Here is a 14,774-nt window from a genome sequence, read left to right on the forward strand (position 1 = left end):
CTGGCTTGCCTGCGATAGCGGTAGATCAGGCAGTGCAGCGTTGTCTGGCAGGCCGCCATCGCAGGCAAGCCAGCTCCCACAGGGGATTTTTGGTGTGGCCTATTTTTTGACCAGTGCCGAACACGCCGCCTTGAAGGCCTCATGCTGATATTTGTTCAGCGTCTCCGGCAGGGCAAAGTCGTGCTTCTTGTTCTGCGCGTTGATGGTCTGCGGCGACAGCAATGTCACCTCAACCCCGTCCAGCAACTGAAACACCCCTTCAATCTTGAACGTGGTCGGGCCACCGGCGAATTCGCCTTTCTTGCTGCGCTTCTTGATCGCGATGCGGGTGATGGCGTTGGCCTGCACAAAGGCCTTCACCTGGGCGGCGAAGGCTTTGACGTTGGCCGCTTCATCGTCATCATCAAGGGCGATTTTCTTGGTGGCCAGGGCCACATGGGTCAGCGCCTGGTTGTCCAGGGAGGCGACAGCGATGATGGCTTCGCTGCCTTTGATTTCGATGCCGCAGATAGTCATGAAATGGCCTTGGTAAGCGTAAAGTGGCGCAGGCATGCCTTTGGATGCACCTGCGAAATCAGATCAGTACTGTCGATCCTCTTCTTTGTGCCGATAGATTCTGAACAACGTCCAGAACATCAGGGCCTGACATAACACTATCAGCGCGGCACTGGCGCTCATTATGTAGAAGTTCCACCTACCACTGTTGAAATTGGCCTTGAGGTTGTGAACGCTTGGAAACCATTTCGAGTACACCACTTGCACCGGGCTACCGACTTCGTACACAGGGCCGCCGGCGTAGCCGCTGGTGGTGGCCATACCGTCTTGATCGTGTTCGTCGTGCTTGAAGCTGTAATACACGTTGGTGATGGTGCCCCAGTTACCAAAGCTTTCCAGTTGAGTCACCTGCCCGGTCGTCTCCACGGGGGACGCCTTGATCAGGGCGTAGGGGGCTCCCCGATCTTTGGAAAGAAACAGCATCAGGGCCAACACCAACGTGGCGACAAACAGCATGACGGCGCGCGTGAACAGAAAGTCCCGCTGCGCTTCGCGTGGGTAGTACATGTGAATTCCTTTTCAAGGGTGCTTTGCGATTGATCCGGCTTATTCCTGCCCGATCGACTCCAAAAACTCCGACCGCTCATCACTCATCCGCGCCAGGCAGTCATTCTGTTGAATCGCGTAGTCCTTGCTGCCATTCACCGCCGGGAAGGTGTCCACCGCGCAATCGGCATCGCGAAGTTTTTCCCACTTCTGCTGGGCATCCTTCAGACGAGCGGTAATGTCGGCCAGTTGCGATTTGTTGCTGCCATAGGTTGAACCCATGCGTTCGAGCAAGCCCTGATAGTTATCCTTGAGCAATTGCTCGGCGGTGGTTTTGTTATAGGTGGCGCATTCCAGGGTTTGTTTGTCGTTTTCGATGCCATCGCAAGGCGTGTTGTCGGTGTCTTCGGCGGCGTGGACGCCGGTTGCGATGAGTGCCAAAGCCAGGAAAATCGATTTCATTGCGCCGTCTCATATCAGGTGATGAGCAAATTCTGGCTCAAGCGTGGGACAAAGAACAGCCACCCGTCAGCGATGTCATGTAGGCCTTTGTCGCTGATTGACGCTTTCGGCAATTCCCCTGTCGTTTTTGCACCCGGCTCAGGTTGCCCCTGGGCATATGCTGGCCCCAAAGCGCCGGCAGACGATTCGGCGCATGAATCGCCAATAAGGGGACGCCTGATGAGCCCAGCCGAGTTGCACGCCGACAGCATCGTTATCGACGGTCTGATTATTGCCAAGTGGAACCGCGACCTGTTCGAAGACATGCGCAAAGGTGGCCTCACCGCCGCCAACTGCACGGTGTCGGTGTGGGAAGGCTTCCAGGCCACGATCAACAACATCGTTGCCAGCCAGACCCTGATCCGTGAAAACAGCGACCTGGTGATCCCGGTGAAAACCACCGCCGACATTCGCCGTGCAAAAGAGCAGGGCAAGACCGGCATCATCTTCGGCTTCCAGAACGCCCATGCGTTTGAAGACCAGCTGGGCTACGTCGAGATCTTCAAGCAGCTCGGCGTAGGTGTGGTGCAGATGTGCTACAACACCCAGAACCTGGTCGGCACCGGCTGCTACGAGCGCGACGGCGGCCTGTCGGGCTTTGGTCGTGAAATCGTCGGCGAGATGAACCGTGTCGGCATCATGTGCGACCTGTCCCACGTCGGTTCCAAGACCAGCGAAGAAGTCATCCTCGAATCGAAAAAGCCGGTGTGCTACTCCCACTGCCTGCCGTCGGGCCTTAAAGAGCACCCGCGTAACAAGTCCGATGAAGAACTCAAGTTCATCGCCGACCATGGCGGTTTTGTCGGCGTGACCATGTTCGCGCCGTTCCTGGCCAAGGGCATTGATTCGACTATCGACGACTACGCCGAAGCCATCGAATACACCATGAACATCGTCGGCGAAGACGCGATCGGCATCGGCACCGACTTCACCCAGGGCCATGGCCAGGATTTCTTCGAGATGCTGACCCATGACAAGGGCTACGCCCGCCGCCTGACCAGCTTCGGCAAGATCATCAACCCGCTGGGCATCCGCACCGTGGGCGAGTTCCCCAACCTCACCGAGACCCTGCTCAAACGCGGCCACAGCGAGCGCGTGGTGCGCAAGATCATGGGCGAGAACTGGGTCAATGTCCTCAAAGACGTCTGGGGCGAATGAATAACTCTGGAGCCTACTCCGCTCGCCGATAGCTGCGTCAGGTCCTCGCGCCAAGCTCGCCGTACGTACCGTACTGTCTCGCTTGTCGCTCCGGTCCTTCCTTGCTCTCGACGTGCTCGCTACGGCTCCAAAGTCATTCACACGGCTTGTTTATAAGAGCAAAGCAAAAGCTTTGCTAAGCACTGAAACCGAATTTCTGGAGTTAAGTTTTCATGGCCAAAATCGCCCCGCAATTGCCTATCGAAGTCGACAGCGAAACCGGTGTCTGGACCTCCGACGCCCTGCCGATGCTGTATGTGCCACGGCATTTCTTCGTCAACAACCACATGGGCATCGAAGAAGTGCTGGGCGCTGACGCCTACGCCGAAATCCTCTACAAGGCCGGCTACAAATCTGCCTGGCACTGGTGCGAAAAAGAAGCTGAATGCCACGGCCTGGAAGGCGTTGCAGTATTCGAGCACTACATGAAGCGCCTGTCGCAACGCGGCTGGGGCCTGTTCAAGATCCAGGACATCGACCTCGACAAAGGCACTGCCAGCGTCAAGCTCGAACACTCGGCGTTTGTCTACGTGTACGGCAAGGTCGGGCGCAAAGTGGACTACATGTTCACCGGCTGGTTTGCCGGTGCCATGGACCAGATTCTGCAAGCGCGCGGCAGCAAGATTCGCACCGTAGCCGAGCAAGTTTATGGAGGCTCCGAAGAGGGCCATGACGACGGCCTGTTCACCGTCAAGCCGTTGTAAGTCGAGGAACCGTGCCATGGCTTTCGAAGCAATGTTTGCGCCGATCCAGATCGGCAAACTGACTATCCGCAACCGCGTGCTCAGTACCGCCCACGCCGAGGTGTATGCCACCGACGGCGGCATGACCACCGACCGCTATGTGAAGTACTACGAAGAGAAAGCCAAGGGCGGTATCGGCCTGGCGATCTGTGGCGGCTCCTCGGTGGTGGCCATCGACAGCCCGCAGGAGTGGTGGAGCTCGGTGAACCTGTCCACCGACCGCATCATCCCGCACTTCCAGAACCTGGCCGACGCCATGCACAAGCATGGCGCCAAGATCATGATCCAGATTACCCACATGGGCCGTCGCTCGCGCTGGGACGGCTTTAACTGGCCAACCCTGATGTCGCCGTCCGGCGTGCGTGAGCCGGTGCACCGTGCTACGTGCAAGACCATCGAGCCGGAAGAAATCTGGCGCGTGATCGGCAACTACGCCAGCGCCGCCAAGCGCGCCAAGGCCGGTGGCCTGGACGGGGTGGAACTGTCTGCGGTGCACCAGCACATGATCGACCAGTTCTGGAGCCCACGGGTCAACAAGCGTACTGACGAATGGGGCGGCACTTTCGAGGGCCGCATGAAGTTCGGCCTGGAAGTGCTCAAAGCCGTGCGCGCCGAGGTCGGTGACGACTTCTGCGTGGGCATGCGCCTGTGTGGCGACGAGTTCCACCCGGACGGCTTGTCCCACGAGGACATGAAGCAGATCGCCAAGTATTACGACGACACCGGCATGCTCGATTTTATCGGCGTGGTGGGCTCGGGTTGTGACACCCACAACACCCTGGCCAACGTGATCCCCAACATGAGCTACCCGCCGGAGCCGTTCCTGCACCTGGCGGCCGGTATCAAGGAAGTGGTCAAGGTTCCAGTGCTGCACGCACAGAACATCAAGGACCCGAACCAGGCCACGCGCATTCTGGAAGGCGGCTATGTGGACATGGTCGGCATGACCCGTGCGCACATCGCCGACCCGCACTTGATCGCCAAGATCAAGATGGGCCAGATCGACCAGATCAAACAATGCGTCGGCGCCAACTACTGCATCGACCGCCAATACCAGGGCCTGGATGTGTTGTGCATCCAGAACGCCGCGACCTCCCGTGAATACATGGGCGTGCCACACATCATCGAGAAATCCACCGGGGTCAAACGCAAAGTCGTGGTGGTGGGTGCCGGCCCGGCCGGCATGGAAGCGGCGCGGGTCGCGGCCGAACGTGGCCACGACGTGACCCTGTTCGAGAAGAAAGAATTTATCGGCGGACAAATCACCACGGCCTCCAAAGCCCCGCAGCGTGACCAGATCGCCGGCATCACCCGCTGGTTCCAGCTGGAATTGGCGCGCTTGAAAGTCGACCTGCGCCTGGGCGTGGCGGCGGATGCCGAAACCATCCTGGACCTGCGCCCTGATATCGTGGTGCTGGCCGTCGGCGGGCATCCGTTTATCGAGCAGAACGAACACTGGGGCGCCGCTGAAGGTTTGGTGGTGAGCAGTTGGGACGTGCTCGACGGCAAAGTCGCGCCGGGCAAGAACGTGTTGGTGTACGACACCATCTGCGAGTTCACCGGCATGTCGGTGGCCGACTTCCTGGCCGACAAAGGCTGCCAGGTGGAAATCGTTACCGACGACATCAAGCCTGGCGTGGCGATTGGTGGTACGTCGTTCCCGACTTACTACCGCAGCATGTACCCCAAAGAAGTGATCATGACCGGCGACATGATGCTGGAAAAGGTCTACCGCGAGGGCGACAAGCTGGTGGCCGTGCTGGAGAACGAATACACCGGCGCCAAGGAAGAACGCGTGGTTGACCAGGTGGTGGTCGAGAACGGTGTGCGCCCGGACGAGGCCATTTACTACGGGCTCAAGGACGGTTCGCGCAACAAGGGCCAGATCGACGTCGAAGCGTTGTTCGCGATCAAGCCGCAGCCGTGCTTGAGCGAAGCGGGTGACGGCTACTTGCTGTTCCGCATCGGTGACTGTGTGGCGCAGCGTAATACCCACGCCGCGATCTATGACGCCCTGCGCTTGTGCAAGGATTTCTGACGAGGTGGACTCGGTCAACTGTGGGAGCGGGCTTGCTCGCGAAGACGGTGTGTCAGTTGATGCATCCGGTGGCTGACCCACCGCTTTCGCGAGCAAGCCCGCTCCCACATTTCGGGCCAGTTTCACAGTAGACCTGTGTGGTCTTCGGGAGCTTCACCATGTTGAACACCCTTCTTCCCATCCTGCTCTTTGCTGCTCTGGGCCTCGCCGCCCTCGGCGCCTTGCGCCGGGTCAACATGTGGCGCCGTGGCCGCGCGTCCAAGGTCGACCTGCTCGGCGGCCTGCTGGCCATGCCCAAGCGCTACATGGTTGACCTGCACCACGTGGTCGCCCGCGACAAATACATCGCCAACACCCACGTCGCCACGGCCCTGGGCTTTGTGCTGTCGGCGCTGCTGGCTATTTTGGTGCACGGTTTTGGCCTGCATAACCGTATCCTCGGCTATGCCTTGCTGCTGGCCTCGGTGCTGATGTTCGTCGGCGCCACCTTCGTCTACCTGCGTCGGCGTAACCCACCCGCGCGTCTGTCGAAAGGCCCGTGGATGCGCCTGCCGAAAAGCCTGATGGCGTTCTCGGTGAGCTTCTTCCTGGTGACCTTGCCGGTGGCCGGGATTTTGCCCGCCGACTTTGGCGGCTGGCTGCTCGCCGCGCTCTTGAGCCTGGGCGTGCTGTGGGGCGTGAGCGAAATGTTCTTCGGCATGACCTGGGGCGGGCCGATGAAACACGCCTTCGCCGGCGCCCTGCACCTGGCCTGGCACCGCCGCGCCGAGCGTTTTGGCGGCGGCCGCTCCACCGGTTTGAAGCCGCTCGACCTCAGCGATAAAACCGCGCCATTGGGCGTGGAAAAACCCAAGGATTTTACCTGGAACCAACTGCTCGGCTTCGACGCCTGCGTGCAATGCGGCAAGTGCGAAGCCGCGTGCCCGGCGTTCGCTGCCGGCCAGCCGCTGAACCCGAAAAAACTCATTCAGGACATGGTGGTCGGCCTGGCCGGTGGCACCGATGCCAAGTTCGCTGGCAGCCCGTACCCAGGCAAGCCAATCGGCGAGCACGGCGGCAACCCGCACCAGCCCATCGTCAACGGCCTGGTCGACGCCGAAACCCTGTGGTCGTGCACCACCTGCCGCGCCTGCGTGGAAGAGTGCCCGATGATGATCGAGCACGTCGACGCCATCGTCGACATGCGCCGCCATCTCACCCTGGAAAAAGGCGCCACGCCGAACAAGGGCGCCGAAGTTCTGGAAAACCTGATTGCCACCGATAACCCCGGCGGTTTCGCACCGGGCGGTCGCCTCAACTGGGCAGCGGACCTGAACCTGCCGTTGCTCAGCGAAAAAGCCAGCTGCGACGTGCTGTTCTGGGTCGGTGACGGCGCGTTCGACATGCGCAACCAACGCACCTTGCGCGCGTTCGTCAAAGTGCTCAAAGCGGCCAAAGTCGACTTTGCCGTGCTCGGCCTGGAAGAACGCGACAGCGGTGATGTGGCGCGGCGGCTGGGCGATGAAGCCACTTTCCAACTGCTGGCCACGCGCAATATCCGCACACTGGAAAAGTACAGCTTCAAGCGCATCGTCACCTGCGACCCGCACAGCTTTCACGTGCTGAAGAACGAATACGGCGCCTTCAACGGTAATTATGTCGTGCAGCACCACAGCACCTTCATGGCCGAACTGATCGACGAGGGCGCGCTGAACCTGGGCCAGCACAAGGGCAACAGCGTGACCTACCACGACCCTTGTTACCTGGGCCGCTACAACGGCGAATACGAGGCGCCGCGCCAAGTGCTGCGGGCGTTGGGCATCGAGGTGAAGGAGATGCAACGCTCGGGCTTCCGTTCGCGCTGCTGCGGCGGCGGTGGCGGCGCGCCGATCACCGATATTCCCGGCAAGCAGCGGATCCCGGATATGCGCATGGACGACATCCGCGAAACCGGCGCCGAACTGGTGGCCGTGGGTTGTCCACAATGCACCGCAATGCTTGAGGGTGTAGTCGAGCCACGGCCACTGATCAAGGACATCGCTGAATTGGTGGCCGACGCATTGCTTGAAGACGCCACACCGGCCAAGGCCCCCATCAAGCGTCAACCTGCGGAGGTGCACTGATGAGCGACATTATCCGCCGTGACCCACGGGCCGAATGGATCGCCCGTAACCGCCTGCACCCGTTGCACGCCGCCATGCAGCCGCTGCAACACAGCTGGATGGGGCCGAACGGCGTCATCCGCAAAAATGTACATGGCGTAGGGTTTATCGGCCCCAACGGCATCAAGCGTATCGACCGCAGCGGCGCCCAGCAGGGCGGCGCGGCCAAGCGCACGGCGGCGGTGGAAGTGCAGTTGCCGTTGCATCAGGTAACAGCGCCGGCGTTCTATATCAACGTGGTGCCGGACATGGTCGGGGGCCGGCTGAGCAGCCATGACCGCGACTTGCTCGGCCTGGCCCGGCAACTTGCCGGCAGCGACGGTGCAGTGCTGGCGGTGGTGTTTGGCGAGCACAAAGAAAGCGCCTTTGCCACGGCGGGCGTCGATCGCCTGCTGGTGTTGGAAGGCCAGGAATTCGAGGGTTATTCACCGGAGCAACGCATCCAGGGCTTGCGGGCTGTGGATAACCAGTTCAACCCGCGCCATTGGTTGCTGCCCGACAGCCGCAGTGGCGGCGGCGAATTGGGCCGGCGTTTTGCCGCGAGCCTGAAGGAGCGCCCGGCCACACGCGTGTGGCAGGTCAAGGACGAAGAGTGCATCGGCCGCGCCGGTGCGGGCCAGGAGGATTTGGCCCGGCCACTGCCGCGCCTGATTCTGGCAGCGGTGGAATGCGCCGAGCCGGTCAGCGAAACCCGTCACGAAGCCTTGCCCGTGGAGTTATCCACAGCGCTGGCGCGCAGCCTGCCGCGTATCGAGGACCTCGGCGCAGTGGCGGTGGACCCCGGGGCGATTCCGATGGCCGAGGCGGAGTTTATTTTCTCTGGCGGCAATGGCGTCAAGGATTGGGCATTGTTCCACCAGACCGCCGCCGCCTTGGGCGCTACCGAAGGCGCGTCACGGGTGGCAGTGGACGATGGCTTTATGGCGCGTGATCGCCAGGTCGGCGCCAGCGGCACCTGGGTCACCGCACGGGTGTACGTGGCCGTGGGCATTTCCGGAGCGATCCAGCACCTGCAAGGCATCGGTGCCTGCGACAAGGTGGTAGCGATCAACCTCGACCCTGGCTGCGACATGATCAAGCGTGCCGACCTGTCGGTGATCGGCGAAAGCGCCGCGATTCTGCAAGCCTTGATCGCTGCGGTCGAGGCCTACCGCCATGGCGCCAAGCGCGATGCGGCTTAAGGAAATGACCATGACCACGAATGTAATCAGCCTGGTGTCCATCGGCGCCCACCCGACCTCCGGCCGCCCGCGCCGTGCGGAGCAGGATGCACGCGCCGTCGAGTTGGGCCTGCAGCTGGCTGGGGATAAGTTGCAGGTGCTGCATGCCGGTGACGTTAACGAGCCGACGTTGCGCAGCTACCTGGGCATGGGCCTGCCGCAATTGCATGTACTGGAACAACCGGCGGGCAGCGACGCCCTGCCGGTGCTCAGTGATTATCTGCGCGAGGCCGGCGCCCACGTGGTACTCACCGGCAGCCAGGCGGAAACCGGCGAAGGCTCGGGCATGTTGCCGTTCCTGTTGGCCGAGCAATTGGGCTGGCCGTTGATTGTCGGGCTGGCGCAGGTCGAATCTATCGACGGCGGCGTGGCCCATGTGCTGCAAGCCTTGCCGCGTGGCCAGCGGCGCCGCCTGAAGGTGCGCCTGCCGTTCCTGGCGACTGTGGATAACGCCGCGCCCAAGCCACGGCAAAGCGCCTATGGCCCGGCGCAGCGCGGGGAGCTGGCGGCCCATGAGGTCGAAATCGAGGCGGACGAGTTATTCACAGACGCGGTGTTGCAACCGGCCAAGCCCAGGCCCAAGCGCCTCAAGGTGATCAAGGCCAAGAGCGGCGCGGATCGGATGAAGGCGGCGACCGCCAAGGCCAGTGGTGGCGGTGGGCAAGTGCTCAAGGGGCTTACCCCGGAAGCGGGTGCCGAGGCCATTCTCAAGCTACTCATTGAAGAAGGCGTGGTGCGCTGATTACCTGTCGGGGCTGGCTTGTGTGGGAGCTGGCAAGCCAGCTCCCACAGAAAAGCCCGCCCTCGCACTGCTTTTGCGGTGCATTGTCCGGATTACCCACAATCCCTGTTGATCCGCCTGTGGATAACCTGTTCGCGGTTGTCCACAGCCCCGGCTGATCAAGCCCTGCAGCCCTCTGTACGAAAAACAACCAGGCTAACTGACGGTTTTTGCTTGGGTTTTTCCCTGGATAAGTTTGAAACCTGGCACAAACTTGCCCCCAAAGTCTGTTGGCGCTTCTGTGGATAAGATGTTCGCTCTCGGCTGGGAGCCTTATAAATAAAGGCTTTCAGTAGGTTGATCAAAATATGATCAATTTTACCCTGTTGGCTCGCTGAAACTCCTGAATGCCCCGATTCATGAAGGTTTGAGGTGGTTTTCCACAAGGCTGGCGAAGTTGCCCCCAAAGTCTGTTGGTGCTTCTGTGGATAAGGTGTTCGCGTACTGCTGTAGGCCACGTATTCAGGGGCTTTCAAGGGTTTGATCAATAAGTGATCAGGTGTGGCTAAAACCGCATGAACTGAATAAGTCACGGATTTTCTTCAGTTAATTTCGAGGGTTGAGCACACTTGCCCACAATTGCTGTGGGTGGCTTTGTGGATAAGTTGTTGGGCGAAGGCTGGAGGGTAGATTGGCAAAGGGCTGTAAGGGGGTTGATCAATTTTCGAACAGTCAACTCATCCAACTGTGGGAGCGGGCTTGCTCGCGAAGGCGGTGTATCAGTCAATTTATTCATTGCTGAACCACCGCATTCGCGAGCAAGCCCGCTCCCACAGTTTGATCTCCCACAGTTTGATCTGTGGGGTGTCAGTTATTCGTGCGCCGCTACGCCCTTGAGGTAAGGCGCTGGCGCCGCCCCCAGGTTGTTCAATAAACGCTCGCTGTACCAATCGACAAAATTCACCACACCAAACTCATAGGTCTTGGAGTACGGGCCTGGCTGGTAAGCGGTGGAGTTGATCCCGCGCTGGTTCTCTTCGGCCAGGCGACGGTCCTGGTCATTGGTGGCGTCCCAGACTTGGCGCATACGCTCCACGTCGTAGTCCACACCTTCCACGGCGTCCTTGTGCACGATCCACTTGGTGGTGACCATGGTTTCCTGGGCGCTGATCGGCCACACGGTGAACACAATGATGTGGTCGCCCATGCAGTGGTTCCACGAATGCGGCAGGTGCAGGATGCGCATCGAGCCCAGGTCCGGGTTTTTGATGCGACCCATCAGCTTGGCACAGCCTTGTTTGCCGTCCAGGGTCATCGACACGGTGCCTTTGAGCAGCGGCATGCGCACGATGCGGTTGCGCAGGCCGAAGCTGGCGTGGGCGTAAGGAATCTTTTCGGCGTCCCACGCGGCGGCGGAGGCAGCGACGTGATCTTTAAACGCCTGGTCGGCGCGCGGGTCGGTGACGTCGTCCCATTCCAGCAGGGTTTTCAGCAGTTCCGGGTGCGATGCGTTGCAGTGGTAGCACTCGCGGTTGTTTTCCAGCACCAGCTTCCAGTTGGCCTTTTCGAACAAGGTGGTTTGAATCGCCACCTTGGTGTTCTCCATGTCGTAGGGTTCCATGTAGTGGTTCAACGTCGACAGGAAGTCATCGATGGCCGGCGGGTTTTCGGCCAGGCTGATGAAGATGTAGCCACCCGCCGTTTTCACGTTCACCGGCTTCAGGCCGTACTGCTTCATGTCGAAGTCGGCGCCCATCTCGGTGCCGGCGAACAGCAGGCGGCCGTCCAGCTCGTAGGTCCACTGGTGGTAGTGGCAAACGAGCTTGGCGACCTTGCCCTTGTCGCTGGTGCACAGGCGCGAGCCCCGGTGGCGGCACACGTTATGGAAGGCATGCACCACGCCGTCGGCGCCACGGATCACGATGATCGGGTTCTTGCCGATTTGCAGGGTGATGTAGTTGCCCTTGGCGGGGATCTCGCAGGTCATGCCGGCGATCAACCACTCTTTCTGGAAGATCTCCTGCATGTCGATATCAAACAACCGCTCATCAGAGTAGAACGGCTGCGGCAGCGAAAAAGTGCGTTCGCGCTCTTGCAGCATTTGCGCGGTGGCCTTGCGTGCGGGTTCCAGCGGATCGCCCAAGCTTAAGGTTGCGGTGACGTCCATCGTGTGTGTCCTCATGGCCATTCTGTGTGGCCGGCGAAAGTGGCTGATCAGGTTTTGCAGCAAGGCGTAAAGAAAGCGTCTTTGTTGGAAGCGAGTGTGGGGCCGCCGATGCACCGAACCTTGTCCATTAGCGACATGGCCCACTCTGATCCCGACGCGCAAGCCCCGTGGTATGGGGGCTGGTCGCGATAAGTATGTGAATGTCGCAGATAGGTAAATGGGCGGTTCCGGCGTTACGCAGAATCGCCACCATAAAGCCGAGCATCGGCAGTGGAGAGCAAGCATGTCCAACAATTTCCTGAACCCGGTAACCACCCAGACCTGGGCCAATGGTCGGCACATCGTCCGTTGCGTCAAAGTCATCCAGGAAACCTGGGACGTGCGCACCTTTTGCTTCATGGCCGACCAGCCGATTTTGTTCTTTTTCAAGCCAGGGCAATTCGTCACCCTGGAGTTGGAGATCGAAGGCCAGCCGATCATGCGCTCGTACACCATCTCCAGTTCGCCGTCGGTGCCCTACAGCTTCTCGGTGACCATCAAGCGCGTGCCGGGCGGGCGAGTTTCCAACTGGCTGCACGACACCCTGCATGAAGGCCAGGAGTTGGCGGTGCACGGGCCGGTCGGGCTGTTCAATGCCATCGACTTCCCAAGCCCGAAAGTGCTGTACCTCAGCGGCGGCGTCGGCATCACGCCGGTGATGTCCATGGCGCGCTGGTTCTACGACACCAACGCGAACGTCGACATGACGTTTGTCCACAGCGCCCGCTCGCCCAAAGACATCATTTACCATCGCGAGCTGGAGCACATGGCGTCGCGGATCGATAACTTCAGCCTGCACCTGATCTGTGAAAAACACGGGTTGGGCGAGCCCTGGGCGGGTTATCGCGGTTACCTGAACCACAAGATGCTGGAATTGATGGTGCCGGACTTCCTGGAGCGCGAAGTGTTCTGCTGCGGCCCTACGCCGTACATGAGCGCGGTAAAACGCCTGCTGGAGGCCGCTGGCTTCGACATGACGCGCTACCACGAGGAATCCTTCGGCGCCACGCCGCCGGAAGCCCGCGCCGATGCGGTGGAGCAAGCCGAGCAAGCCGCGGACGCGCCAGAGGTCGACCTGGCGGACCTGCATCAGGTGGAATTTATTGCCTCCGGCAAAAGCATTCGAGTGGCACCGGGCGAAACCGTACACGCGGCGGCGGCCAAGCTTGGCCTGCTGATCCCCAAAGCGTGCGGCATGGGCATTTGTGGGACGTGCAAGGTCATGAAGCTGGGCGGGGAGGTCGAGATGGACCACAACGGTGGGATCACCGAGGAAGACGAAGCCGAAGGCTACATCCTGTCGTGCTGCAGCGTGCCCAAGGGCGACGTGCGTATCGAGTTCTAACCTCTCAAGTGCACACAGTCCAATGTGGGAGCGGCGGTGCGACGATTCGACTTGCTCGCGAAAGCGGAGGGCCAGTCACTGATGATGGTGGCTGATGCATCGCCTTCGCGAGCAAGCCCGCTCCCACAGTTGGGTGAGTTAGCGTGCGTAGATCTGTATGGCGAACTGATCACCTGATGCTGTCAGTTCAAAGGTTTTTTCGGTGATGACCAGGGTTCTTGATGGTTCCCTGATGGTATCGCCGACTTTCGCCAGTTTCCTGAACTCATCCCAGCTCACAAACGTGGTGCTAAGACTACCTTCCTGCAACGCTTTAGTGTTGTAGCATTGAACTTCCATGGTCTAACCCTCTGCTGGATTTCCGTTTCCGGCCGATTATTCGGCAGGCAGTTGTTCCCGAAAGGTGGCCGCTGCAGCGGCGTTTTCCTTTCGGGTTCCAAGAGGCTAGTCGATGAGATTGGACTGTGATGCTGTCAGAAACAACAAATAACAGACTCGGCAATGCGCCAGTATTCGAGAGGCTTACGCGTTCATCACTTCCCTGATGTCTGCGGCTAATTCTCTTACACGTTCCTCTTCTGTATCCCACGCGCACATGAACCGTGCGCCACCTTTGCCAATGAAGGTGTAGAAGCGCCAGCCCTTGGCCGTCAGCGCCGCGATGGCCGGTTCCGAGAGTTGCAGGAACACGCCGTTGGCCTGTACCGGGAACATCAGGTCCACGCCGGGAATGTCCGCCACCAGGCTGCTGAGCAATTGCGCGCAGTGGTTGGCGTGGCGGGCGTGTTTGAGCCAGGCGTCGTTTTCCAGCAGGCCGACCCAGGGGGGCGGAGAGGAAGCGCATTTTCGAGGCCAGCTGGCCGGCCTGTTTGCAGCGGTAGTCGAAGTCTTCAGCCAGTTTGCGATTGAAGAACAGGATGGCTTCGCCGACGGCCATGCCGTTTTTGGTGCCGCCGAAACACAGTACGTCCACACCGGCTTTCCAGGTCAGGTCGGCCGGCGAGCAGCCGAGGAACGCGCAGGCGTTGGAGAAGCGCGCGCCGTCCATGTGCAGGTTCAGGCCCAGCTCTTTGCAGGTGACGCTGATGGCGCGGATTTCTTCCGGGGTGTACACACTGCCCACTTCCGTGGCTTGGGTGAGGGTGACCACGCGCGGCTTGGGGTAGTGGATGTCCTGGCGCTTGAGGGCGATCTCGCGGATCGATTCCGGGGTCAGCTTGCCGTTTTCGGTGCGTGCGGTGAGCAGCTTGGAGCCGTTGGAGAAAAACTCCGGCGCGCCGCATTCGTCGGTTTCGACGTGGGCGGTTTCCGAGCAAATCACGCTATGGTAGCTCTGGCACAGCGAAGACAGCGCCAGGGAGTTGGCTGCGGTGCCGTTGAAGGCGAAGAACACTTCGCAGTCGGTTTCGAACAAATTACGGAAACCGTCGGCGGCGCGGTGGGTCCATTCATCATCGCCGTAGGCGCGTTGATGGCCCTGGTTGGCTTGTTCCATGGCGGCCCAGGCTTCCGGGCAGATGCCGGAATAGTTGTCGCTGGCGAATTGTTGGCTCTTGTCAGTCATGGCCCATTCCTGTGGTCGATGTTGGTGCGCACTGTAACCAAGATTGTCGCGGGTGCG

General features: G+C 60.4%; 13 protein-coding genes and 1 pseudogene. 7 read left to right on the forward strand and 7 right to left on the reverse strand.

The annotated features are described in order from the left end of the window. Positions 1–99: 99 nt before the first annotated feature. The 3 genes from QF043_RS00660 to QF043_RS00670 form a co-directional block, all read right to left on the reverse strand. Entirely contained in the window at positions 100–516 is a 417-nt protein-coding gene (locus QF043_RS00660) for a DUF3010 family protein (RefSeq protein WP_307421286.1), read from the reverse strand. A 63-nt stretch (positions 517–579) separates the two neighbouring features. Next, the gene (locus tag QF043_RS00665; RefSeq protein ID WP_099550380.1) at positions 580–1,062 is read right to left on the reverse strand and encodes a hypothetical protein; all 483 of its coding nucleotides are present in this window, start codon (positions 1,060–1,062) and stop codon (positions 580–582) included. A gap of 39 nt (positions 1,063–1,101) precedes the next feature. Next, positions 1,102–1,503 (reverse strand): lysozyme inhibitor LprI family protein, encoded by a 402-nt coding sequence (locus QF043_RS00670; RefSeq protein WP_056857778.1) that lies wholly within the window; start codon positions 1,501–1,503, stop codon positions 1,102–1,104. A gap of 219 nt (positions 1,504–1,722) precedes the next feature. Here QF043_RS00670 and QF043_RS00675 point away from each other — a divergent pair, with 219 nt between their 5' ends. From QF043_RS00675 to QF043_RS00700, 6 genes are all read left to right on the forward strand, one after another. Further along, on the forward strand, positions 1,723–2,700 hold the full coding sequence (locus QF043_RS00675; protein WP_014720245.1) for a dipeptidase: 978 nt from the start codon (positions 1,723–1,725) through the stop codon (positions 2,698–2,700). A gap of 212 nt (positions 2,701–2,912) precedes the next feature. Then, positions 2,913–3,443 carry a DUF5943 domain-containing protein gene (locus QF043_RS00680; protein WP_008033249.1) on the forward strand — a complete coding sequence of 177 codons (531 nt, stop codon included), beginning with the start codon at positions 2,913–2,915 and terminating at the stop codon, positions 3,441–3,443. Positions 3,444–3,459: 16 nt separating this feature from the next. Next, entirely contained in the window at positions 3,460–5,520 is a 2,061-nt protein-coding gene (gene dgcA / locus QF043_RS00685) for a dimethylglycine demethylation protein DgcA (protein WP_307417189.1), read from the forward strand. Positions 5,521–5,678: 158 nt separating this feature from the next. Further along, positions 5,679–7,622 (forward strand): dimethylglycine demethylation protein DgcB, encoded by a 1,944-nt coding sequence (gene dgcB / locus QF043_RS00690; RefSeq protein WP_307417191.1) that lies wholly within the window; start codon positions 5,679–5,681, stop codon positions 7,620–7,622. Beyond that, positions 7,622–8,842 (forward strand): electron transfer flavoprotein subunit alpha/FixB family protein, encoded by a 1,221-nt coding sequence (locus QF043_RS00695; RefSeq protein ID WP_307417193.1) that lies wholly within the window; start codon positions 7,622–7,624, stop codon positions 8,840–8,842. The genes dgcB and QF043_RS00695 overlap by 1 nt, the downstream gene beginning before the upstream one ends. 10 nt (positions 8,843–8,852) lie before the next feature. Continuing rightward, complete coding sequence (locus tag QF043_RS00700; RefSeq protein ID WP_307417194.1) at positions 8,853–9,623, forward strand: electron transfer flavoprotein subunit beta; 771 nt, start codon at positions 8,853–8,855, stop codon at positions 9,621–9,623. Between the two features lie 158 nt (positions 9,624–9,781). Here the strand turns inward: QF043_RS00700 and QF043_RS00705 are convergent, their stop codons facing one another. Beyond that, positions 9,782–10,195, reverse strand: a complete 414-nt coding sequence (locus QF043_RS00705) for a hypothetical protein (RefSeq protein WP_307417195.1) — start codon at positions 10,193–10,195, stop codon at positions 9,782–9,784. 278 nt (positions 10,196–10,473) lie between these two features. Continuing rightward, positions 10,474–11,769 (reverse strand): glycine-betaine demethylase subunit GbcA, encoded by a 1,296-nt coding sequence (gene gbcA / locus QF043_RS00710; RefSeq protein WP_307417196.1) that lies wholly within the window; start codon positions 11,767–11,769, stop codon positions 10,474–10,476. Between the two features lie 283 nt (positions 11,770–12,052). On the opposite strand from gbcA, the gene gbcB reads away from it, so the two are divergent. Then, positions 12,053–13,153, forward strand: coding sequence for a glycine-betaine demethylase subunit GbcB (gbcB, locus tag QF043_RS00715; RefSeq protein ID WP_056857784.1), 1,101 nt, complete (start codon positions 12,053–12,055; stop codon positions 13,151–13,153). A 138-nt stretch (positions 13,154–13,291) separates the two neighbouring features. On the opposite strand, the gene QF043_RS00720 is transcribed toward gbcB, so the two are convergent. Both QF043_RS00720 and QF043_RS00725 read right to left on the reverse strand, forming a co-directional pair. Then, entirely contained in the window at positions 13,292–13,492 is a 201-nt protein-coding gene (locus QF043_RS00720; protein ID WP_307417197.1) for a hypothetical protein, read from the reverse strand. A 183-nt stretch (positions 13,493–13,675) separates the two neighbouring features. Continuing rightward, positions 13,676–14,717 (reverse strand): annotated as a pseudogene (locus QF043_RS00725) (low specificity L-threonine aldolase). Positions 14,718–14,774 lie beyond the last annotated feature (57 nt).

Origin of the sequence: Pseudomonas sp. W3I7 (assembly GCF_030816095.1) — a bacterium.
Lineage (GTDB): Bacteria > Pseudomonadota > Gammaproteobacteria > Pseudomonadales > Pseudomonadaceae > Aquipseudomonas > Aquipseudomonas salomonii.